21 protein-coding genes are annotated in these 21,211 nt (G+C 60.4%); 11 read left to right on the forward strand and 10 right to left on the reverse strand.

Annotated elements, in window-relative coordinates; translation table 11 throughout:
- Positions 1-122: 122 nt before the first annotated feature.
- Both GJU48_RS18770 and GJU48_RS18775 read right to left on the reverse strand, forming a co-directional pair.
- Positions 123-1,121, reverse strand: coding sequence for an NAD-dependent epimerase/dehydratase family protein (locus GJU48_RS18770; protein ID WP_094950842.1), 999 nt, complete (start codon positions 1,119-1,121; stop codon positions 123-125).
- Positions 1,122-1,219: 98 nt separating this feature from the next.
- Positions 1,220-2,116, reverse strand: coding sequence for a LysR family transcriptional regulator ArgP (locus GJU48_RS18775; RefSeq protein WP_094950841.1), 897 nt, complete (start codon positions 2,114-2,116; stop codon positions 1,220-1,222).
- 100 nt (positions 2,117-2,216) lie between these two features.
- On the opposite strand from GJU48_RS18775, the gene GJU48_RS18780 reads away from it, so the two are divergent.
- From GJU48_RS18780 to GJU48_RS18805, 6 genes are all read left to right on the forward strand, one after another.
- A complete protein-coding gene (locus GJU48_RS18780) occupies positions 2,217-2,618 on the forward strand; it encodes an ACT domain-containing protein (RefSeq protein WP_094950840.1) in 402 nt (133 codons plus the stop codon).
- Positions 2,619-2,623: 5 nt separating this feature from the next.
- Positions 2,624-3,223 carry a LysE/ArgO family amino acid transporter gene (locus tag GJU48_RS18785; protein ID WP_094950839.1) on the forward strand — a complete coding sequence of 200 codons (600 nt, stop codon included), beginning with the start codon at positions 2,624-2,626 and terminating at the stop codon, positions 3,221-3,223.
- Between the two features lie 178 nt (positions 3,224-3,401).
- Positions 3,402-3,998 carry a superoxide dismutase gene (locus GJU48_RS18790; RefSeq protein ID WP_094950838.1) on the forward strand — a complete coding sequence of 199 codons (597 nt, stop codon included), beginning with the start codon at positions 3,402-3,404 and terminating at the stop codon, positions 3,996-3,998.
- A gap of 476 nt (positions 3,999-4,474) precedes the next feature.
- A complete protein-coding gene (locus GJU48_RS18795; RefSeq protein WP_094950835.1) occupies positions 4,475-6,526 on the forward strand; it encodes a putative bifunctional diguanylate cyclase/phosphodiesterase in 2,052 nt (683 codons plus the stop codon).
- Between the two features lie 127 nt (positions 6,527-6,653).
- Positions 6,654-7,997: an imelysin family protein gene (locus tag GJU48_RS18800; protein ID WP_094950834.1), complete on the forward strand. Its 1,344-nt coding sequence runs from the start codon at positions 6,654-6,656 to the stop codon at positions 7,995-7,997.
- 251 nt (positions 7,998-8,248) lie between these two features.
- Positions 8,249-9,703: a TrkH family potassium uptake protein gene (locus tag GJU48_RS18805; RefSeq protein WP_094950833.1), complete on the forward strand. Its 1,455-nt coding sequence runs from the start codon at positions 8,249-8,251 to the stop codon at positions 9,701-9,703.
- Here GJU48_RS18805 and GJU48_RS18810 read toward each other — a convergent pair.
- Positions 9,660-10,718 (reverse strand): AraC family transcriptional regulator, encoded by a 1,059-nt coding sequence (locus tag GJU48_RS18810; protein WP_094950832.1) that lies wholly within the window; start codon positions 10,716-10,718, stop codon positions 9,660-9,662. The genes GJU48_RS18805 and GJU48_RS18810 overlap by 44 nt on opposite strands.
- 161 nt (positions 10,719-10,879) lie before the next feature.
- Between GJU48_RS18810 and GJU48_RS18815 the strand changes: the two genes are divergently transcribed.
- The 3 genes from GJU48_RS18815 (at position 10,880) to GJU48_RS18825 (ending at position 13,067) form a co-directional block, all read left to right on the forward strand.
- The gene (locus GJU48_RS18815) at positions 10,880-11,191 is read left to right on the forward strand and encodes a DUF962 domain-containing protein (protein ID WP_094950855.1); all 312 of its coding nucleotides are present in this window, start codon (positions 10,880-10,882) and stop codon (positions 11,189-11,191) included.
- 380 nt (positions 11,192-11,571) lie between these two features.
- Positions 11,572-11,766: a hypothetical protein gene (locus GJU48_RS18820; protein ID WP_094950831.1), complete on the forward strand. Its 195-nt coding sequence runs from the start codon at positions 11,572-11,574 to the stop codon at positions 11,764-11,766.
- Between the two features lie 104 nt (positions 11,767-11,870).
- Positions 11,871-13,067 (forward strand): MFS transporter, encoded by a 1,197-nt coding sequence (locus GJU48_RS18825; RefSeq protein WP_094950830.1) that lies wholly within the window; start codon positions 11,871-11,873, stop codon positions 13,065-13,067.
- Here the strand turns inward: GJU48_RS18825 and arfB are convergent.
- The 3 genes from arfB to GJU48_RS18840 form a co-directional block, all read right to left on the reverse strand.
- Positions 13,064-13,477, reverse strand: coding sequence for an alternative ribosome rescue aminoacyl-tRNA hydrolase ArfB (arfB, locus tag GJU48_RS18830; protein WP_034109044.1), 414 nt, complete (start codon positions 13,475-13,477; stop codon positions 13,064-13,066). The two genes, GJU48_RS18825 and arfB, sit on opposite strands and share 4 nt — an antisense overlap.
- Before the next feature lie 12 nt (positions 13,478-13,489).
- Positions 13,490-14,173, reverse strand: coding sequence for a pentapeptide repeat-containing protein (locus GJU48_RS18835; protein ID WP_094950829.1), 684 nt, complete (start codon positions 14,171-14,173; stop codon positions 13,490-13,492).
- 106 nt (positions 14,174-14,279) lie between these two features.
- Positions 14,280-15,701, reverse strand: a complete 1,422-nt coding sequence (locus GJU48_RS18840; protein ID WP_094950828.1) for an amino acid permease — start codon at positions 15,699-15,701, stop codon at positions 14,280-14,282.
- 647 nt (positions 15,702-16,348) lie between these two features.
- Here GJU48_RS18840 and GJU48_RS24965 point away from each other — a divergent pair.
- Positions 16,349-16,486, forward strand: coding sequence for a hypothetical protein (locus tag GJU48_RS24965; RefSeq protein WP_003175756.1), 138 nt, complete (start codon positions 16,349-16,351; stop codon positions 16,484-16,486).
- Positions 16,487-16,559: 73 nt separating this feature from the next.
- Positions 16,560-17,519, forward strand: coding sequence for a M29 family metallopeptidase (locus tag GJU48_RS18845; protein ID WP_094950826.1), 960 nt, complete (start codon positions 16,560-16,562; stop codon positions 17,517-17,519).
- 190 nt (positions 17,520-17,709) lie between these two features.
- Here the strand turns inward: GJU48_RS18845 and rluB are convergent, their stop codons facing one another.
- From rluB to GJU48_RS18865, 4 genes are all read right to left on the reverse strand, one after another.
- Positions 17,710-18,954, reverse strand: a complete 1,245-nt coding sequence (rluB, locus tag GJU48_RS18850) for a 23S rRNA pseudouridine(2605) synthase RluB (RefSeq protein ID WP_094950825.1) — start codon at positions 18,952-18,954, stop codon at positions 17,710-17,712.
- A 144-nt stretch (positions 18,955-19,098) separates the two neighbouring features.
- Positions 19,099-19,290: a DUF1289 domain-containing protein gene (locus GJU48_RS18855; RefSeq protein ID WP_094950824.1), complete on the reverse strand. Its 192-nt coding sequence runs from the start codon at positions 19,288-19,290 to the stop codon at positions 19,099-19,101.
- Positions 19,291-19,436: 146 nt separating this feature from the next.
- A complete protein-coding gene (scpB, locus tag GJU48_RS18860) occupies positions 19,437-20,387 on the reverse strand; it encodes an SMC-Scp complex subunit ScpB (RefSeq protein WP_094950822.1) in 951 nt (316 codons plus the stop codon).
- A gap of 12 nt (positions 20,388-20,399) precedes the next feature.
- Entirely contained in the window at positions 20,400-21,098 is a 699-nt protein-coding gene (locus GJU48_RS18865) for a segregation and condensation protein A (RefSeq protein ID WP_173667140.1), read from the reverse strand.
- Between the last annotated feature and the right edge of the window lie 113 nt (positions 21,099-21,211).

Here is a 21,211-nt window from a genome sequence, read left to right on the forward strand (position 1 = left end):
AACCCTGAATCGGTGAGATAGCTACCTGAAAAGCCGAGCAGCGCGAGTATAAACCGCGCTTGCGCCGCACTGATCGACCCGGAACCGCGAATTCGGTTCCCGAAGTGTTGCCGGGTGTGAGCTTACTGGCGCCCCGGAGCCTGGGCTCGCCACCAACTGCAGAACTCGTCGAGTGCAGTCCATAAGCTGACCTTGGGCTCGTAGTCGAGATAATGCCTCGCCCGGCTGATATCGAGCGTGAAATCTTTGTTCATCACCTGCATGCCCAACCGCGACAGTGACGGCTCCGGGCGCCCCGGCCACATCGCACAAAATGCCTCGTTCAACGCCGCCACGCTGTAGGACAAACCGTAAGAGCGATAACGCGTGACTTGGGGCATGTCCATCTGGCGCATCACGTAGTTGACCACATCCCACACCGGCACCGGCGTGCCGTTGCTGATGTTGTAGGCCTTGCCCAGCGCCGAACCGGTGGCCAGCAAACTGCTCAGCAGCGCTTCATTGAGGTTGTGCACGCTGGTGAAGTCGACCTTGTTCAGGCCGTCGCCGACGATAGCCAGGCGGTTCTTGCGCTGCATGTTCAACAGGCGCGGGAAGATGCTCATGTCACCGGCACCGGTAACAAAGCGCGGGCGCAGGGCCAGCACTTCCAGGCCGAACTCCTGGGCGCCGAACACTTTCTGTTCCGCCAGGTACTTGGTGGCGGCGTAGGGATGCTTGAAGCGCTTGGGCACTTGTTCTTCCGTCAGGCCGAGGTGGTCGCGCCCGTCGAAGTAGATCGACGGCGATGACAAGTGCACCAGTCGCCCGACGCGTTGCTTGAGGCAGGCTTCAACCACGTTTTCGGTGACCAGCACATTGCCTTGATGGAAGTCCTGATACTTGCCCCACAGCCCGACGGCGCCGGCGCAATGCACCACGGCTTCAACATCGCGGCACAGGTGGCGCACCAGATCGGCGTCGTTCAAATCACCCTGGATAAACTCGGCGCCGCGCCGTACCAGGTGCTCCACACCTTCGGCGCGCCGCCCGTTGACCCGCACGTCCAGGCCTTGCTCCAGAGCGAAACGCGCAAAGCGCCCGCCGATGAAGCCGCTTGCGCCGGTGACCAGAATCTTCATGTAGCCTCCTACGGATGCAGCTGCCAGCGTCAAGCTTCAAGCCACAAGTTAAAAACGATCCGCAAGCTTTTCTCTTGCAGCTTGCAGCTTGACGCTTGTTACTGCTGATAGGGCACCAACCATTGGCCACAGGCCTGGGCCAGATGGTCGGTCAACAGGCCCAACAACTGCCCGCCACTGCGCCAATGATGCCAGTACAACGGCACATCGATGGGCTTATATGGCAATAACTCGACTAATACGCCGGTTTGCAGCTGGTCGCGCACCTGTAATTCCGGCACCAGCCCCCAGCCCAGGCCGGCTTCCGTCAAGCGGATAAAGCCTTCGGAGGATGGGCATAAATGGTGTTCGAAACCGCCGTCCACGCCCAAGGACGCCAGGTAACGGTGCTGCAGGAAATCATCCGGGCCGAACACCAGCGCCGGCGTTCGCGCCAATTGATCGGCACGCACGCCCTCAGGGAAATGCCGCGCAATAAAAGCCGGGCTGGCCAGCGCGCGATAGCGCATGGCACCGAGCAACAGGCTGCGCGCGCCGGCCACGGGGCGCTCGCTGGCGCAAATGCAGGCCGCCACTTCACCGGCGCGCATGCGTTTAAGGCCCACAGTCTGGTCTTCCACCACCAGGTCCAGCAGCAAATGCTGCTCGGCGCAAAAGTCGCTGACAGCCTCAGCCCACCAAGTGGCGAGGCTGTCGGCATTCAGTGCGATGCGCAGGCGCTCGGGCATGCCCTCCTCGTCCAGCGCCGGCACCTGGCTTTGCAGGTCGCGCTCGAGCAAGCGCACCTGTTGCACATGGTTGAGCAGGCGCCGGCCGATTTCGGTAGGTGTGGGCGGTGTGGCCCGCACCAGCACCGGCTGGCCGACACGCGCCTCAAGCAACTTGATGCGCTGGGAGATCGCCGACTGCGACAACCCCAGCACCTGGGCGCCGCGCTCAAAGCCGGCCTGTTCCACCACCGCCGCCAGGGCGGAAAGCAATTTATAGTCGAACATCAGTTTCTCTAATGGGCGATCAGCAATATTGGTTTTTCTTATACAGCCTAGCCCATGAGAATGACCAGCATTGAGTCTCTCTCTATTAAGGAACCCACACATGGCTGGCGAAACCGCCCTGGCAACCCTGCTGCGCAGCATGAGCCCACAGCTCAATGAGGGCGATTATGTGTTCTGCACCCTGCCCGACAACCGTATCCCGCCCGGCTGCGAGGTGATCGGCAGCTTCCGCGAGCAGGAAGGCCTGACGTTGATCCTGGACCGCCAACACGCTGAACAGGCCGGATTGGCCTTCGACTATGTCGCCGCGTGGATCACCTTGAACGTGCATTCGGCCTTGGAGGCGGTAGGCCTGACCGCTGCCTTCGCCAGCGCCTTGGGCAAGGCCGGCATCAGTTGCAACGTGATCGCCGGCTTTTATCACGACCACCTGTTTGTCGGCCGCAGCGATGCTGAGCGAGCCATGGATGTATTGCGCCACTTGGCAGCAAACGCGGAGTAAAGGTTATGTGGCAAAGCTACGTGAACGGGCTGCTGGTAGCCCTCGGCCTGATCATGGCGATCGGCACCCAGAATGCGTTTGTGTTGGCGCAAAGCCTGCGCCGTGAGCATCACCTACCGGTGGCGGCGCTGTGCATCGTATGTGATGCGATTCTGGTGGCTGCCGGGGTATTCGGCCTGGCCACAGTGCTGGCACAAAACCCGCTGCTGCTGGCGGTTGCCCGTTGGGGCGGCGCGGCGTTCCTGCTGTGGTACGGCACCTTGGCGCTGCGTCGCGCGTTTTCCAAGCAAAGCCTAGGTCAAGGCGAAAACCTCAAGGTGCGCTCCCTGCGCGCGGTGTTACTCAGCGCCCTGGCGGTGACGTTGCTCAATCCGCATGTGTATTTGGACACCGTCTTGCTGATTGGCTCTTTAGGCGCTCAGCAAACTGAACCCGGCGCCTACGTGGCCGGCGCGGCCAGCGCGTCGTTCCTGTGGTTCGCCACCCTGGCATTAGGCGCCGCGTGGTTGGCGCCGTGGCTGGCACGCCCTGCTACCTGGCGGCTGCTGGACCTTTTGGTGGCGGTCATGATGTTCAGCGTGGCGTATCAATTGATCAGTGCTTGATGAATATTCCAAAACGCTCTGGAACCTCTATCCCACACAGTTGTTGCGTGGTTTTGCCGCACCCCCGGTGCTATGATCCGGACCCTGCGCCGCAAAGAGTACAAACTCCCCGGCGCTTGTTTGGCCGCCCGTGATCGGCCTTGCGCTCACCGCAACTGACCTGATTAGGAGAATCATCATGGCTTTCGAATTGCCGCCGCTGCCCTACGCACACGATGCCCTGCAGCCGCACATCTCCAAGGAAACCTTGGAATACCACCACGACAAGCACCACAACACCTATGTCGTGAACCTGAACAACCTGGTGCCAGGCACCGAGTTCGAAGGCAAGACCCTGGAAGAAATCGTCAAGTCCTCTTCGGGCGGCATCTTCAACAACGCCGCTCAGGTCTGGAACCACACGTTCTACTGGAACTGCCTGGCGCCAAACGCCGGCGGCCAACCAACCGGCGCACTTGGCGATGCCATCAACGCTGCGTTCGGTTCGTTCGACAAGTTCAAAGAAGAATTCACCAAGACGTCCGTCGGCACCTTCGGTTCCGGTTGGGGCTGGCTGGTGAAAAAGGCTGACGGTTCCCTGGCCCTGGCCAGCACCATCGGCGCCGGCAACCCGCTGACCAGCGGCGACACCCCGCTGCTGACCTGCGACGTCTGGGAACACGCTTACTACATCGACTACCGCAACGTGCGTCCAAAGTATGTGGAAGCGTTCTGGAACCTGGTCAACTGGAAGTTCGTGGCTGAGCAGTTCGAAGGCAAGACCTTTACTGCTTAAGCACACCTTGCTGTACCGCTGATCACTTGTGTGATTAATCAATAATCCGTGATCTGCTTAAAAACCGGAGCCCCGCCAAGGGCTCCGGTTTTTTTATGCCCGCCGCACACCCTCGCCCATCGCTGCTATTAAACAGCCCGGTCTATAGCCAATCGCTATAAAAAACTGTCAGAAATCACAGGTTTTACCCCGTCAGATTTTATGACGCCCCGCAATCGATGAATATCAATATCAATCAGCACAGCTGATAGAGACATGAGCGCATTCGCTCCCCAAGCGCCCTGTGCTCTTAGGGAGCTGTCTCAGGCAGGCGGATTCCCCATCCGCCTGCCCCCCGCCTTCCCCCTTCGCTGTCACCCTCCCTTCAAGTTCGTCACCAAACCCGCCGATGCCCTAATGTTCCTTTGACTGCCATCACGAGATTGCCAATACTCATGGCATATTGAGGCCACCCGCATGGAACAAGGAATGCCCCTTTGAAGCTGGAACTCAAAAACAGCTTGTCGGTGAAGTTGCTACGGGTTGTGCTGCTGTCGGCATTGATCGTGGGCGTGGCGCTGAGCGCGGCGCAGATCGTGTTCGATGCCTACAAGACGCGCCAGGCCGTGGCCGGTGATGCCCAGCGCATCCTCGACATGTTTCGCGACCCCTCGACCCAGGCCGTCTACAGCCTGGACCGCGAGATGGGTATGCAGGTGATCGAAGGCCTGTTTCAGGACGAAGCCGTGCGCATGGCCTCCATCGGCCACCCCAACGAAACCATGCTCGCGGAAAAAACTCGCGCGTTGCAGCAATCGCCCACCCGCTGGCTGACCGACCTGATTCTTGGCCAGGAACGCACCTTCACCACGTCATTGGTCGGCAAAGGCCCCTACAGCGAGTATTACGGCGACCTGAGCATCACCCTCGACACGGCCACCTATGGCAAAGGCTTTCTGGTCAGCTCGGTGATCATCTTTATTTCCGGTGTATTGCGTGCCCTGGCCATGGGCTTGGTGTTGTACCTGGTTTATCACTGGCTGCTGACCAAGCCGTTATCGCGGATTATCGAGCACCTGACCTCGATCAACCCGGACCGGCCCAGCGAACACAAGATTCCCCAGCTCAAAGGCCACGAACGTAACGAACTGGGGCTGTGGATCAACACCGCCAACCAGTTGCTTGAATCCATCGAGCGCAACACCCACTTGCGCCACGAGGCCGAGTCCAGCCTGCTGCGCATGGCCCAGTACGACTTTCTCACCGGCCTGCCCAACCGCCAGAAGTTGCAGGAGCAACTGGACAAAATTCTGATCGACGCCGGCCGCCGCCAACGTCGCGTTGCGGTGTTGTGCGTAGGGCTGGATGACTTCAAAAGCGTCAACGAACAGTTCACCTACCAGGCCGGCGACAAATTGCTGCTGGCCCTGGCCGACCGTCTGCGTGCCCACAGCGGCCGCCTCGGCGCCTTGGCCCGGCTGGGCGGCGACCAGTTTGCGCTGGTGCAGGCCGATATCGACCAACCTTACGAAGCCGCCGAACTGGCGCAAAGCATCCTGGACGACCTGGAAGCCGAATTCGCCCTCGATCATGAGCAGATTCGCCTGCGCGCCACTATCGGCATCACCCTGTTCCCCGAAGACGGCGACAGCACCGAGAAGCTGCTGCAAAAAGCCGAGCAGACCATGACCCTGGCCAAGAGCCGCTCGCGCAACCGCTATCAGTTCTATATCGCCAGCGTCGACAGTGAAATGCGCCGGCGCCGCGAGCTGGAAAAAGACCTGCGCGATGCCCTCAGCCGTGACCAGTTTCACTTGGTGTACCAGCCGCAAATCAGCTACCGCGACCACCGCGTGGTCGGCGTCGAAGCGCTGATCCGCTGGCAGCACCCGGAGCACGGCCTGGTGCCGCCCGACTTGTTCATCCCGTTGGCGGAACAGAACGGCACCATTATTCCGATTGGCGAATGGGTGCTGGACCAAGCCTGCCGGCAATTGCGCGAGTGGCATGACCTGGGCTTCACCACCCTGCGCATGGCGGTCAACCTGTCCACCGTGCAGTTGCACCACACCGAGCTGCCACGGGTGGTCAACAACCTGATGCAGATCTACCGCCTGCCGCCACGCAGCCTTGAGTTGGAAGTGACCGAGACCGGCCTGATGGAAGACATCAGCACCGCCGCCCAGCACTTGCTGAGCCTGCGACGTTCCGGGGCGCTGATCGCGATTGATGACTTCGGCACCGGCTATTCGTCCTTGAGTTACCTCAAAAGCTTGCCCCTGGACAAGATCAAGATCGACAAGAGCTTCGTTCAGGACCTGCTGGATGACGACGACGATGCAACCATCGTTCGCGCCATCATTCAACTGGGCAAAAGCCTCGGCATGCAGGTGATCGCTGAAGGCGTGGAAACCGCCGAGCAAGAGGCCTACATCATTTCCGAGGGCTGCCACGAAGGTCAGGGTTACCACTACAGCAAACCATTGCCGGCCCGAGAGTTGGCCGCTTACTTGAAACAGTCCGAGCGCAATAACGCAGCGATTCTCTGAACGGTCAAAGCAATACTAAATATTTCCCGCGTATAACCCTTTACACAAAATGCAAATCTTTCGCATTATGTCGCAGCTTTTGCGCGCCCCCGCGCGTCCTATCAACAACCGAAGCAGGATGTTCGCCATGATTCGTATGCCCCTGGCCACCGCCAGTCTGCTGGCCATTGCCATTTCTCTCGCCGGTTGCGGCGAAGGTAAAGACAAGGCCGCCGCGCCTCAAGCGCCGACGCCGGCAGCCAGCACTACCGCTCCAGCGGCTGCCGCACCTGCCGGCAAGGTCGACGAAGCGGCCGCCAAGGCCGTGGTCGCGCATTACGCTGACATGGTGTTCGCGGTGTACAGCGATGCCGAATCCACTGCGAAAACCCTGCAAACCGCAATCGACACGTTCCTCGCCAACCCGAACGACCAAACCCTGAAAGCAGCCCGTACCGCCTGGATCGCCTCGCGCGTACCGTACCTGCAGAGCGAAGTGTTCCGCTTCGGCAACACCATCATCGACGACTGGGAAGGCCAGGTGAACGCCTGGCCCTTGGACGAAGGCCTGATCGACTACACCGACAAATCCTACGAGCACGCCCTGGGTAACCCAGGCGCCACCGCCAACATCATCGCCAACACCCAGATCCAAGTCGGCGAAGACAAGATCGACGTCAAGGAAATCACCCCGGACAAACTCGCCAGCCTCAATGAGCTGGGCGGCTCCGAAGCCAACGTCGCCACCGGCTACCACGCCATCGAGTTCCTGCTGTGGGGCCAAGACCTCAACGGCACCGGCCCTGGCGCGGGCAACCGTCCCGCCTCCGACTACATGACCGGTGATGGCGCCACTGGCGGCCACAACGAGCGCCGTCGCACTTACCTGCGCGCGGTGACTCAGTTGCTGGTCAGCGACCTGGAAGAAATGGTCGGCAACTGGAAACCCAACGTCGAAGACAACTACCGCGCCACCCTGGAAGCCGAACCTGCCACCGACGGCCTGCGCAAAATGTTGTTCGGCATGGGCAGCCTCTCCCTCGGCGAGCTGGCCGGTGAGCGCATGAAGGTTTCGCTGGAAGCCAACTCGCCGGAAGACGAGCAGGATTGCTTCAGCGACAACACGCACAACTCGCACTTCTACGATGCCAAGGGTATTCGTAACGTTTACCTGGGCGAGTACACCCGCGTCGACGGTACCAAGATGACCGGCACGAGCTTGTCGTCGCTGGTGGCCAAGGCCGACCCGGCTGCCGACACCGCACTGAAGGCCGACCTGGCGTCGACCGAAGCGAAGATCCAGGTCATGGTTGACCACGCCAACCAGGGTGAGCACTACGACCAGCTGATTGCTGCGGGTAACGATGCCGGCAACCAGATCGTGCGTGATGCGATTGCCGCGCTGGTCAAGCAGACCGGTTCGATCGAAACAGCTGCCGGCAAGCTGGGTATCAGCGACTTGAACCCGGACAGCGCTGATCACGAGTTCTGATCAGGCGTGAGTTGAATGAGGCGGCCTTCGGGCCGCCTTTTTTATGCGCCCTCTCGAATACCCCGTGACCTCTGTGGAAACTGGCTTGCCTACGATAGCGGTGTGTCAGGCAACTGAGTTATCGAATGGCACACCGCCATCGCAGGCAAGCCAGCTTCCACTGTTGATCTTCATTGATCTCAGGCTTCAGGTTTACATGCCCTGCACCCCAGGTAGAATGGCGCCTGTCCTCCAGCACCCGAGCGAACTTCATGGCGTTGCCGACCCTACGCATCATCGGTTTCATCATCGGCATCTTCCTGATCACCCTCGCGATCGCCATGGTTATCCCGATGGCCACCCTGGTGATCTTCGAGCGCACCAGCGACCTGCCCTCGTTCCTGTGGGCCAGCCTGATCACCTTTCTCGCCGGCCTGGCCCTGGTCATCCCCGGCCGCCCCGAGCACGTGCACCTGCGCCCCCGAGACATGTACCTGCTCACGGTCAGCAGTTGGGTGGTGGTGTGCGTGTTCGCCGCGCTACCGTTCTTGCTGACCCAGCACATCAGCTACACCGACTCATTCTTCGAAAGCATGTCCGGCATCACCGCTACCGGGTCCACGGTATTGAGCGGGCTGGACAGCATGTCCCCCGGCATCCTGATGTGGCGCTCGATGCTGCACTGGCTGGGCGGCATCGGCTTTATCGGCATGGCGGTGGCGATCCTGCCGCTGCTGCGCATTGGTGGCATGCGCCTGTTCCAGACCGAATCCTCCGACCGCTCAGAAAAAGTCATGCCGCGCTCGCACATGGTGGCGCGGCTGATTGTGGCGGCGTATGTGGGCATCACCATCTTCGGCAGCCTGGCGTTCTGGTGGGCTGGGATGGGCTTGTTTGATGCGATCAACCACGCGATGTCGGCGATTTCCACCGGGGGCTTTTCCACCTCCGATGAATCCCTCGCCCACTGGAAACAGCCTGCCGTGCACTGGGTCGCCGTGGTGGTGATGATCCTCGGCAGCTTGCCGTTCACCCTGTACGTGGCCACGTTGCGCGGCAACCGAAGGGCACTGATCAAAGATCAGCAAGTGCAAGGCATGCTCGGTTTGCTGCTGGTGACCTGGCTGGTGCTCGGCACCTGGTACTGGTGGACCACCGATTTGCATTGGCTGGAGGCGCTGCGCCATGTAGCGGTGAACGTGACGTCAGTGGTGACGACTACCGGTTTTGCACTCGGGGACTACAGCATCTGGGGCAACTTCTCACTGATGCTGTTCTTCTACCTGGGGTTCATCGGCGGTTGCTCGGGCTCCACGGCGGGCGGGATCAAGATCTTCCGCTTCCAGGTCGCCTATATCCTGCTCAAGGCCAACTTGAACCAGCTGATTCACCCGCGTGCGGTGATCAAGCAGAAGTACAACGGCCACCGCCTCGATGAAGAGATCGTGCGTTCGATCCTGACGTTCTCGTTTTTCTTCGCCATCACCATCTGCGCCATTGCCCTGGCTCTGTCGCTGCTGGGGCTGGACTGGATGACCGCGTTGACCGGCGCCGCCAGCACTGTGTCGGGCGTTGGCCCGGGCCTGGGCGAAACCATCGGCCCGGCCGGCAACTTCGCCAGCCTGCCGGATGCGGCCAAGTGGATCTTGTCGCTGGGCATGCTGCTCGGAAGGCTGGAGATCATTACAGTCTTTGTTCTGTGCATTCCGGCATTTTGGCGGCACTGAACGTCGACGCTTCCAGCAACCGCGCCCGGTATTCGCCGGGCGTGGCATCGAACCAACGGCGGAACGCGCGGAAGAAATTGCTCGGGTCGGCAAAGCCCAACAGGTAGGCAATTTCCAGCAGGGTCATGCTCGGCTGCGCCAGGTATTGCTCGGCGAGTTCGCGACGGGTGTCGTCGAGCAAGGTCTGGAAACTGGTGCCCTCCTCCTGCAAGCGCCGCTGCAAGGTGCGCTGGGACAGGTGCAAGGTCTGGGCGACCACTTCGCGCTTGGGCTCGCCCTGGGGCAGCAGACGGCACAGCACCTGGCGGGCCTTGTGGGTCACGCGGCTCTCGGAAAACCGCGCCAGGTATTCACCGGCAAACCGATCATGCAGCAGCGCCATGGCCTCATTGGCCGTGGGCAGCGGCGCATCCATGTCGGCCTGCTCGAAAATCAGCGCGTCATAAGGCGCATTGAATTCCAGGGGCGCATGGAAGGCTTGTTTGTAAGGCGCCAGGTCGGCCGGTTGATCGCCTTGCAACACCACTTTGCGCGGTTGCAGGCTGCGGCCGGTCAACCAGCCGCACAATGCCAAGGCACTGGCCAGCGAGGCTTCGGCGCTTTGTCGGGTGGGTGGGAGATGATCGCCGTGTACCGTCAGAATCAGCGCATAGCCTTCGGGTAACAGGCGGAAACTCAGGTCAGCACTTTCGGCGATGATGCGCTGGTAGCGCACCAGGCGCATAAAGCCTTCGGCCAGGGTGTTGCTGGACATCAGCGCATAACCGGCCACATGAAACGACGCCGGGCGCACCACCTTGCCCATGTTCAGGCCAATCGCCGGGTTGCCCGACAGCTCCACCGCCCGTTGCCACAGCCGGGTCATGGAGTCTTGCGGAAAACGCGCGTCCGGGTCACTGAGGGCGGCGTAGTCCAGGCCCAGCTGCTTGAACAAGACACGACAATCCAGGCCGTCCATTTCCAACGCCTTGACTATTCCCATCGCCCAGCTTGCAGAAGTTGTTCGTTCGCTCATGGCGTCTTCTTGAAAAAAGCAGGCTCAACCGGCAGCCAGGAAGCCAAGGATACTAAAGTGGCATCTATTGTCACTGGCTGTTACCACTGATCACTCTAGACTCAAATAAGCTCCCCGCCGAACATCTGTTGGGCGGCACAACCACCCAAGGGCCGGACATTGTGCAAAACATCAAACAATTCAATAGCTTCGCCGAGTTCTACCCTTACTACCTGAGCGAACACGGCAACAGCACCTGCCGGCGCCTGCATTTTATCGGCACCACATTGGTGATCGGCATTCTGGCGTATGCGATTGGCAGAGGTTCGTTGGGCCTGCTGCTGGCGTTGCCGATCGCCGGCTACAGCTTTGCCTGGATCGGCCACTTCTTCTTCGAAAAGAACCGCCCGGCGACGTTTCAACACCCGTTCTACAGCCTGTTGGGCGATTTTGTGATGTACCGCGACATGATTTTGGGCAAGGTGCCGTTCTAGTGCGCGCTTTTACCTGTGACCTCCTTCTACTCTTGTCACTTGCTTTAAAAATTAAAATTAGTACATCCGTCGACATAAAATTCTTTTTGTCATTTTCAGTGCTGTATCCTGCCAAGGCTTTTTGAGAGCGCGCAATCACACTGCGATTGATAAAACAGACCTTGCGAGGAGCGACGACGATGCACGAGATACCTAATCTCCCCTTCCCAAGCCTGCACCCAACTGAGCAGCCAACACCACATCAGGCCAGCAACAAACAGCCTGAGGCCAAAGAAGCAAAACCAGTCGACAGCAAACGCCAGGACTGACGCCGTACCAGACCGTGTGGAAAGCGCACCATTGAGCGCTTTCCACACAGCCTGAATCACGAGATACCCGCCATGACCGATAACGACCTCAACACGTCCCCCGATACCCCGGACGCCGCTGTACTCGACGCCGCCCTGCAGATGGTCGACGTCTGGAACCGCCTCAGCGCCGACAAACAAGCCTTGCTGCTCAAGCGCTTTGGCACCCAGGAAAACGCCCTGGCCGCCCTGGTGACCACGCAAATGCTGACGCCCGCCAAACCCTGATCATTGGGTAATCTGAAGTTTTTGCTGTTTTGCCGCCCCGCCCGGCCCCCGCGCCGGTATCATTAGCAGCCTATCTTTACCTGCTGCGACAGTGGACCTCTCCCATGCCAGATACCCAGCGCCCGATGGCGGTCACGCTGCAAGTCGTTTCCATCGTGCTGTTCACCTTTATCGGTTACCTGAATATCGGCATTCCCCTGGCCGTGTTGCCGGGCTATGTGCACAGTGAACTGGGCTACGGCGCCGTTATCGCCGGCTTGGTGATCAGCGTGCAATACCTGGCCACGCTGCTGAGCCGCCCGTACGCGGGCAAAATCATCGACAACCTGGGCAGCAAGCGCGCGGTGTTGATCGGCTTGGCGGGCTGCGGCCTGAGCGGCGTGTTCATGTTGCTGGCAGCGTGGTTTTCCAGCCTGCCGGCCGTCAGCCTGATTAGCCTGCTGATCGGGCGACTGGTGCTGGGCAGCGCAGAAAGCCTGGTGGGTTCAGGCGCCATCGGCTGGGGCATTGGCCGGGTCGGCGCAGCCAACACGGCCAAGGTCATCTCGTGGAACGGTATCGCCAGTTACGGCGCGCTGGCCGTCGGCGCGCCGCTTGGGGTGGTGCTGGTCAGTCATTTCGGCTTATGGAGTATGGGCGTCAGCATCATTGTGCTGGCAGTGCTGGGCGTGCTCTTGGCCTGGAACAAGGTCGCGGCACCGATTGTGGCCGGTGTGCGCCTGCCGTTCATGAACGTGCTGGGCCGCGTGCTGCCTCACGGCTGCGCCTTGGCCTTGGGCTCGATCGGATTTGGCACCATCGCCACGTTTATCACGCTGTATTACACCACCCAACACTGGGACAACGCGGTGTGGGCACTGAGCCTGTTCGGCGCCAGTTTTATCGGCGCACGCCTGCTGTTCGGCAACTTGATCAACCGTATCGGTGGGTTTCGCGTAGCGATTGCCTGCCTGTCGGTGGAGATCCTCGGCCTGTTGTTGCTGTGGCTGGCACCGGATGCTCACCTGGCCTTGGCTGGCGCGGCGTTGAGCGGGTTTGGCTTTTCCCTGGTGTTTCCGGCCCTGGGGGTGGAGGCGGTCAATCTGGTGCCAGCCTCCAGCCGTGGTTCGGCGGTGGGGGCTTATTCGCTGTTTATCGACTTGTCGCTGGGCATCACCGGCCCACTGGCGGGTGCAGTGGCGGCAGGCTTCGGCTTTGCCTCGATCTTCCTCTTCGCCGCCCTCGCCGCCGCCGGTGGCTTGCTGCTGAGCGTGTACCTGTACCGGAAAGCGCCCAAAGCCCGCGAGATGCGCGACGCCTAGAAGTCGACCTTACCGCGCCCGGCCTTGATACTGCCGCGCTTGGTCTTGGACTCCAGGCGACGCTTCTTTGAGCCCAACGTCGGTTTGGTCGGGCGGCGCTTCTTCTCGACTTTAGTGGCGCTGAGGATCAACTCCACCAAGCGTTCCAGCGCGTCCGCGCGATTCTGTTCCTGGGTCCGGTATTGCTGGGCCTTGAGCACCAACACGCCTTCACTGGTGATACGGCTGTCGCGCAGCGCCAGCAGCCGTTCCTTGTAAAAGTCCGGCAACGACGACGCCGGAATATCAAACCGCAAGTGCACCGCGCTCGAGACCTTGTTGACGTTCTGCCCACCGGCGCCTTGGGCGCGAATGGCGGTCAGCTCGATCTCGGCATCGGGCAGGTGCACGTTGTTGGAAATAACCAGCATCACTCAAAAACCTTAGGCAACGGACAAGCCCAACTCGGACAACAACATCGACGCCTGGGCTTTGGAAATCACGGCGCCTTTGAACAGTTTGGCATCATTGAGGCGAAAACCGCTCAAATCCGCACCGCGCAGGTCGGCACCGGCAAAATTGGCGCCGTTGATACGCGCATGGGCGAGGCTGCAGTCGATCAATTCGGCCTTGCGAAAGTCAGCATCCGACAAGTCGCTGTCGGAAAAGTCCAAGTTATTCAGCACCGTTCGGGCAAACGACAGGCCGGACAAAAACGCGCTGTTAAGGCGGGTTTCGCTGAAGCTCAAGCCCAGGGACGCGCAGTGGGTGAAGTTGGCGCCGGTCAGCTTGCAGTGGGCAAAACTGGCCTGGGACAGTTTGCTGCGCTGCCAGCGGGTGTTGTTCAGGTCACAGCTGTTGAACTGCGCCTCCAACAGGTTCGCCGCCTCGAATATGGCGTGGGCTGCGCGGCAACTGGTCCATTGGGTGCCTTCAAGGCGCGAACCCAGGAAGGACGTCTGCACCAGAATGCAACGCTCGAACACCCAGTGGTCCAGCACCATGCGCGACAGATCCGCCCCGCTCAGGTCCACGCCAATCAGGCGCAACGGCCCGCTGTGCTGGTCGATCAAGTCTTCCAGCGCATCGCGCTGCAAGCTGCCGCCGTCGATGTCGGTGTGCTGCATGGGGCCTCCTAGGCAAGGGTCGATAAAAACAAGGTCGCGAGTTTAACCTGTCGACGCCCACAAAAAACCCGGCAAGGCGCCGGGTTTTCTGTTGATGCGATACGGCTTACTTCAACGCCGCACTCGTCGCGGTCAGTGCCGCTTCGGCGCTGCGCTTGTTCTTGATCCAGTAGCACAGCCCCATGAACGCCACCCACACCGGGATTGCGTACACCGAACGGTCAATGCCCGGGATCATCAACATGGTCCCCAGAATAAACACCACGAAGGCCACGCAGAGGATGTTGCCGTACGGGTACCACAGCGCCTTGAACAACGGCACTTGGCCGGTGCGGTTCATGTGCTGGCGGAACTTGAAGTGCGAGAAGCTGATCATCGCCCAGTTGATCACCAGCGTGGCCACTACCAACGACATCAGCAGTTCCAGCGCGTGTTGCGGGATCAGGTAGTTCATCAGCACCGCCACCAGGGTGATCGCCGCTGAGGCCAGAATCGAACGCACCGGTACGCCGCGCTTGTCGATTTTCGCCAAGGCCTTGGGCGCATCGCCCTGCTCGGCCATGCCCAGCAGCATGCGGCTGTTGCAGTAGGTGCCGCTGTTGTACACCGACAGCGCCGCAGTGAGCACCACGAAGTTGAGGATATGCGCGGCAGTGTTGCTGCCCAGCATCGAGAACACCTGCACGAACGGGCTGCCGCTATAGGCATCGCCGGACGCGTTGAGGGACGCCAGCAGGCTGTCCCATGGCGTCAGCGACAACAGCACTACCAGTGCGCCTATGTAGAAGATCAGGATGCGGTAGATCACCTGGTTGATCGCCTTGGGGATCACGGTGCGTGGCTGGTCAGCTTCGGCTGCGGTAAAGCCGAGCATTTCCAGGCCGCCGAAGGAGAACATGATGATCGCCATGGCCATCACCAATCCGCCCACGCCGTGTGGGAAGAACCCACCGTGCTCCCACAGGTTGCTGACCGAAGCTTGCGGGCCGCCGCTGCCGCTGGCCAGCAAGTAGCTGCCCAGGGCGATCATGCCGACGATGGCCACCACCTTGATGATGGCGAACCAGAATTCGGCTTCACCAAAGACTTTGACGTTAGCCAAGTTAATCAGGTTGATCAGCACGAAAAACGCTGCTGCCGAGACCCAGGTCGGGATCTCAGGCCACCAGTAGTGCACATATTTGCCGACAGCCGTCAGCTCCGACATGCCGACCAGGATGTACAGGATCCAGCAGTTCCAGCCCGACAGGAAGCCGGCGAAACCGCCCCAGTACTTGTGGGCAAAGTGGCTGAAGGAACCGGCGACCGGCTCTTCGACGATCATTTCGCCGAGCTGGCGCATGATCATGAAGGCGATAAAGCCGCAGATGGCATAGCCGAGGATCATCGAAGGGCCGGCGGATTTGAGCACCCCAGCCGAGCCCAGGAATAGGCCGGTGCCGATGGCGCCGCCGAGGGCGATCAACTGGATATGCCGATTTTTCAGGCCGCGTTTCAGCTCGCCTGAAGGGGAATGGGGTCCACTCATGAAAAGGGTCTCACGCAAGGTTTGATGATGTTGAATGCACGTTGCTGCCTTGAATCTCGACTCAAGCAGCGCCGCTCAAACCCCAGCGCAGGCACCAGGAGTACAGCGTCTTTCTAACGGTCATGCGTCACCTGTTTGTTTTTATCTGTGACGAAATCGAACCCGTCCGGCTCGTGGCAGGGCGGAGTGATCAGGGTGGGTAAACCCTGGGTCTTGGCCTTTTGCGTGGGAACGCAAGGAGGGTCACAGTAAAACGCGGCGCATTGTACATCGCTCGACAGCTTCTGGGCGCCCCCGCAGAGCGCTTGCGACAATCTGTCAGAGATTCCTTACAGCAAGACACCGCCCATAAATGACTGGCCCATTGCGTAATTTTTACGTTACATCGCGTAAACCCAGCGTTACAGGCAGCTGAATCCGTCACCCTCCAGAAAATTGTCGGCGGGCAATTTCTGATCAATCGGTTCAGCCAGCTCGCTGTTTTTTCTGGAAAAACATAAGCGATGAAAAAACAGAAGAAAAAATCCAAATGAGACCGTGTCAATAAATTTTTTGCATTCCGAAACACTCTCGCCTAGGTTCTTCCACTTGCCCAGCGAAGCCCGCTGGCAAGCCGTTCTCAAACAACGTCCTCTAGGAGATACACCATGCAAGCACTGGAAAACGACCTGGAAACCGAACTGCAACTCGACGATTGGTTTGAAGCGCCGACCCATGAGGCCGCCGTTGAAATGATGCAAGCCGATGCCGTTGTGCCATTTGGCACGGCGATGTGGCCTTTCTAACACCCGGTAGGCATCCGGCAGATGCAGTGCACGGCATCTGCCCCCTTACCCAAGGCACACAAGGACACACGTCATGGACAAGGCCCGCGCCGTCGAACACTTTCTCTACTACCTCGCACACCACCCGGCCCTCAACGGCCTGAGCCGCCCTACCGTGCTGCTGGGCCATACTGAGCGCTACGACGCCATCGCCCAAACGATCACCCATGGCAGCGCCGCCCGCTTCAATTTCCAGGTGCAGCGCCTGGACCTGGCCGCCAGCGAGACCCTGGCCCAAGCCATCGAAGCCTGCGACCTGTACCTGTTTCTCTACGACTCCTCGACCCTGCCCAACCCACGCGCTGAAGGCCCGGACTTCATCCGCGCCCTGCACGGCGTGATGGCTGAGCACTGGAAGAAATCCCTGCTGTTCAAGGATTATGGCGACTACTTCTACGACACCTTCAGCGTCGAGCCACAGCGCATTGCCGACCTCAACGCCACGCTGATCCGGCGCATGTCCCAGGCCAACGTGCTGAGCTTTACCGACAAGCACGGCTCACGCCTGGAAGCGCCGATGAGCAGCATCAAGAAGTGGACCAATATCAACGGCGTCGGCAACCACGACCTGGCGCCAGGCGAGATCGCCACCCACAGCGAGGCCATCAACGGCCAGGTGCGGTTTGTCGGCACCTTTCTGAGCACCATCCCGTTTGCGCGCAAATACGGCGTGCTGCAATCACCGCTGGAGCTGTGGATCGAGAACTCGACGATTTGCAGCGTGGCCAGCGACGTGCCGGGGCTGGCGGATGACTTCAACAAATACCTGAATGCCAACCCGTCCAACCGCCGCGTGGAAGAGCTGGGGATTGGCACCAATGAAGGGGTCAAGGATTTGTATGCGCGCAACGCCGGGTTTGAAGAGCGCCACTGCGGTTTGCACCTGGGCTTGGGTGGCGGGCAGAAAGGCAGCCATCATTTGGATTTGATCTTTGCCAGCGGGGTGTTGGCACTGGATGACAAGCCAGTGTTTGATGGGACGTTTGCGTTTTAGAACCCAAATACCAGAGACACTGAGGATCAATGTGGGAGCTGGCTTGCCTGCGATATAGGCACCTCGGTCTATCAGACAGACTGCGGTGATGCCATCGCAGGCAAGCCAGCTCCCACACTTGAATGGACTACCAAATTGAGACCAAAAAAAACGCCAACCCTAAGGTTGGCGTTTTTGTGCAGCCGTTACATCACTGCGGCTTCTTGCGACCAAAACCAGGACGCTGACCGGAACCCGCCGGGGCGCCACGGCGCTTGCCCGATGGCTCGTCGGCGACCAGTTTCAAGCCTGGACGCTTTTTCGGCGCGGGCTTGGCTGGGCGCTTGGTGTTGGCGCTGTCGGCTGGGCGGTCGGATGCCGGAGCACCACGGCCTTCACCACGGTTACCGCGACCGCCACTTGGGGCTTCGCCACCACGCGCAGGGCGCGGGGTGCGCGGTGCACGCTCGCCTTCCTGACGGGACGGCGCCGTTGGGCGACGCTCGCCTTCGATGTGTGGCTCACGGGAGATACGACCGCCGGTAGCCGGTGCATTCAGCGCGGGGCGCAGGGTGCGGGCAACACGTTCGGTGCGCGCCACAGGGCGCGACGATTTACGCTGCATACGCTCAAGCTTGTCTTTGCTCTTGGCGTTCATCTGCGGCATAGCAACCGGCGTCAGGCCGACTTCGGCGCTGAGGATGTCGACTTCGTACTGGCTCATTTCGCGCCAGCGGCCCATCGGCAGGTCGGAGTTCAAGAACACCGGGCCGAAACGCACGCGCTTCAGGCGGCTAACCACCAGGCCCTGGGATTCCCACAGGCGACGTACTTCACGGTTACGGCCTTCCATCACCACGCAGTGGTACCAGTGGTTGAAACCTTCGCCGCCGGGCGCCTGCTTGATGTCGGTGAACTTGGCCGGGCCGTCTTCAAGGACCACGCCGGCTTTCAAGCGCTCGATCATCTCGTCATCGACTTCGCCACGTACACGCACCGCGTACTCGCGGTCCATCTCGTAGGACGGGTGCATCAGGCGGTTGGCCAGTTCACCGTCGGTGGTGAACATCAGCAAGCCGGTGGTGTTGATGTCCAGACGGCCGATGTTGATCCAGCGGCCTTCTTTAGGCTTAGGCATCTTGTCGAACACGGTCGGACGGCCTTCCGGGTCGTCACGGGTGCAGATTTCGCCATCAGGCTTGTTGTACATGATCACGCGGCGCACCGATTCGGCGGCCTCTTCACGCTTGATGACCTTGCCATCAATGGTGATTGCATCGTGCAGGTCGACGCGCTGGCCAAGGGTGGCTTCTACGCTGTTGACCTTGATGCGCTTCTGGGTGATCCAGGCTTCGACGTCGCGGCGCGAGCCCACGCCGATACGCGCCAGCACCTTTTGCAGTTTTTCGCCTGCTGGGCCGATTTCCTGGCTGTCGTTCTGGTCTTGGTCGTTCATCTTAAGCACCTCCCGGTGGGTCGATCCAGGCGTGGCCTGAAGAGTGTTGAAAGCGGGGCTTTGGCCGAATACGTCGCCAAAGGGTCGCGAATCATACGCGCATAGCGCGCATTACGCATCAGAGACTAGTCGATAACGCCCAAGTCATTTGCTTTTCCGCCGACCGGTGGCGCCCAGCGCCAGCAGCCGCAGCTCGGCTTCGGCCAGTACCGTGCGTTTGTCGACTTTGTCGAGTTTCTTCCAGGCGCGGATTTCGCCCTTGCTGCGGCCACAGCCGACGCAGATGTCGTCGCTGAATTTGCAGATGCTGATGCAAGGGTCTTTGGTGGAAATCATCGCTATAACTCTCGTTCCCACGCTACGCGTCACAAACGGACACAGAGCGTCCAGGCGGCGTTCCCACGCAGAGCGTGGGAACGATCAAAACACAGCGGCCTGTATCAGAGGCGCTTGACGCTGAATACCTTACCGCTGGCGGTGAGTCAGGGCTCAAACGAGCGGCGCTCGTTTTCGATGGCTTCGGCCAACGCTTGTGCTTCAGCCTCTTCGTCACTCAATTCGGGTTGCCCCAAGGCGGCGACAGCGGCCAGGAGCTTCTCGCGAGCTTCGGCCACACCGAGAATGTCTTCCTCAGGCTCGATTTCGGGTTCGGCCTCAGCTTCACTATCGACCTCAGGCTCGTTTTCAACGTTCACCTGAGTTTCAGGCTCAACCGCACCGTCACGCAGCAAGTCGTCGAAGTCGGTCTTGATCCCCTGCTCCATGTCGTCCAGTTCCAGCAACAAGGTGTGGAAGCTGGTTTCATCCTTTGGTTCTTCCGGCTCTGCCGTGGCGTCTGCCAGTTCCTGCAAGCTGGCCGGGACCGGCGCGTCGTCGAAGTCCAGCACCGGCTCAGTTTCCATCTCGCGCAGTTCGGCCAACAGCGGCAGGTCGTCGAGGTTTTTCAGGTTGAAGTGGTCGAGGAACACCTTGGTGGTGGCGAACATCGCCGGCTTGCCGGGCACGTCACGGTAGCCGACGATGCGGATCCACTCGCGCTCCAGCAGTGTCTTGACAATGTGGCTGTTGACCGCCACGCCGCGCACGTCCTCGATCTCGCCCCGAGTGATCGGCTGGCGATAGGCGATCAACGCCATGGTCTCCAGCATTGCCCGTGAATAACGCTGCGGGCGCTCTTCCCACAAGCGACCGACCCACGGGGAAAACTTCTCACGAATCTGCAGGCGATAACCCGACGCCACTTCGCGCAACTCAAACGCACGGCCGTCGCAGGACTTGCGCAGGATTTCCAGGGCCTTCTTGAACACAGGCGGCTCAGGGCGCTCGGCCTCTTCAAAGAGTTCGAACAGGCGCTCCAGGGATTGTGGTTTACCCGAGGCCAGGAGAAAGGCTTCCAGCAGCGGCGCCAGTTCGCGGGGTTCAGTCAAATTCATCGATTCAGCTCTTTATTCGGCTCGCGCCCGCACGTGGATAGCCGCAAAAGGCTCATTCTGGACCAGCTCGACCAAGGACTCCTTGACCAGTTCAAGCACCGCCATAAAGGTCACCACCACCCCCAGACGCCCTTCTTCTTTGGTGAACAGCTCGACAAAGGGTACAAACCCGCCACCCTTGAGGCGTTCAAGCACATCGCTCATGCGCTCGCGGGTCGACAGGGCCTCGCGGCTGACCTGATGGCTTTCAAACATGTCGCCACGGCGCAGTACTTCGGCCATGGACATCAGCAATTCTTCCAGGCTCACGTCCGGCAATAGCTTGCGCGCCCGGGCTTCCGGGGCGTCGAGCTTGGGCACCACCACATCACGGCCAACGCGGCTCAAACCGTCGATGCCTTCGGCAGCCGCCTTGAAGCGCTCGTACTCTTGCAGGCGGCGGATCAGTTCGGCGCGCGGGTCGTCTTCTTCGGCCTCGATGGTCTCCGAGCGCGGCAACAGCATGCGCGACTTGATCTCGGCGAGCATGGCGGCCATCACTAGGTACTCGGCCGCCAGCTCCAGGCGCACCGTCTGCATCAACTCGACATAGCCCATGTACTGGCGGGTAATTTCCGCCACGGGGATGTCGAGGATGTTGATGTTCTGTTTGCGGATCAGGTACAGCAGCAAGTCCAGCGGGCCTTCGAAGGCTTCAAGGAACACCTCCAGGGCGTCCGGCGGGATGTACAAATCCAGCGGCATTTCCAGGACTGCCTGGCCATAGACCATGGCAAAGGGCAGTTCCTGCTGGGCGCCGGCCTGGCTGTCGACAGTTTCCACCA

Source organism: Pseudomonas sp. IB20 (genome assembly GCF_009707325.1).
Taxonomy (GTDB): domain Bacteria; phylum Pseudomonadota; class Gammaproteobacteria; order Pseudomonadales; family Pseudomonadaceae; genus Aquipseudomonas.

Excerpts from the sequence above, each read along its gene's own strand:
- GJU48_RS18770 (WP_094950842.1), bottom strand. The coding sequence starts at position 1,121 with ATGAAGATTCTGGTCACCGGCGCAAGCGGCTTCATCGGCGGGCGCTTT.
- GJU48_RS18775 (WP_094950841.1), bottom strand. The coding sequence starts at position 2,116 with ATGTTCGACTATAAATTGCTTTCCGCCCTGGCGGCGGTGGTGGAACAG.
- GJU48_RS18780 (WP_094950840.1), top strand. The coding sequence starts at position 2,217 with ATGGCTGGCGAAACCGCCCTGGCAACCCTGCTGCGCAGCATGAGCCCA.
- GJU48_RS18785 (WP_094950839.1), top strand. The coding sequence starts at position 2,624 with ATGTGGCAAAGCTACGTGAACGGGCTGCTGGTAGCCCTCGGCCTGATC.
- GJU48_RS18790 (WP_094950838.1), top strand. The coding sequence starts at position 3,402 with ATGGCTTTCGAATTGCCGCCGCTGCCCTACGCACACGATGCCCTGCAG.
- GJU48_RS18800 (WP_094950834.1), top strand. The coding sequence starts at position 6,654 with ATGATTCGTATGCCCCTGGCCACCGCCAGTCTGCTGGCCATTGCCATT.
- GJU48_RS18805 (WP_094950833.1), top strand. The coding sequence starts at position 8,249 with ATGGCGTTGCCGACCCTACGCATCATCGGTTTCATCATCGGCATCTTC.
- GJU48_RS18810 (WP_094950832.1), bottom strand. The coding sequence starts at position 10,718 with ATGAGCGAACGAACAACTTCTGCAAGCTGGGCGATGGGAATAGTCAAG.
- GJU48_RS18820 (WP_094950831.1), top strand. The coding sequence starts at position 11,572 with ATGACCGATAACGACCTCAACACGTCCCCCGATACCCCGGACGCCGCT.
- GJU48_RS18825 (WP_094950830.1), top strand. The coding sequence starts at position 11,871 with ATGCCAGATACCCAGCGCCCGATGGCGGTCACGCTGCAAGTCGTTTCC.
- arfB (WP_034109044.1), bottom strand. The coding sequence starts at position 13,477 with ATGCTGGTTATTTCCAACAACGTGCACCTGCCCGATGCCGAGATCGAG.
- GJU48_RS18835 (WP_094950829.1), bottom strand. The coding sequence starts at position 14,173 with ATGCAGCACACCGACATCGACGGCGGCAGCTTGCAGCGCGATGCGCTG.
- GJU48_RS18840 (WP_094950828.1), bottom strand. The coding sequence starts at position 15,701 with ATGAGTGGACCCCATTCCCCTTCAGGCGAGCTGAAACGCGGCCTGAAA.
- GJU48_RS24965 (WP_003175756.1), top strand. The coding sequence starts at position 16,349 with ATGCAAGCACTGGAAAACGACCTGGAAACCGAACTGCAACTCGACGAT.
- GJU48_RS18845 (WP_094950826.1), top strand. The coding sequence starts at position 16,560 with ATGGACAAGGCCCGCGCCGTCGAACACTTTCTCTACTACCTCGCACAC.
- rluB (WP_094950825.1), bottom strand. The coding sequence starts at position 18,954 with ATGAACGACCAAGACCAGAACGACAGCCAGGAAATCGGCCCAGCAGGC.
- GJU48_RS18855 (WP_094950824.1), bottom strand. The coding sequence starts at position 19,290 with ATGATTTCCACCAAAGACCCTTGCATCAGCATCTGCAAATTCAGCGAC.
- scpB (WP_094950822.1), bottom strand. The coding sequence starts at position 20,387 with ATGAATTTGACTGAACCCCGCGAACTGGCGCCGCTGCTGGAAGCCTTT.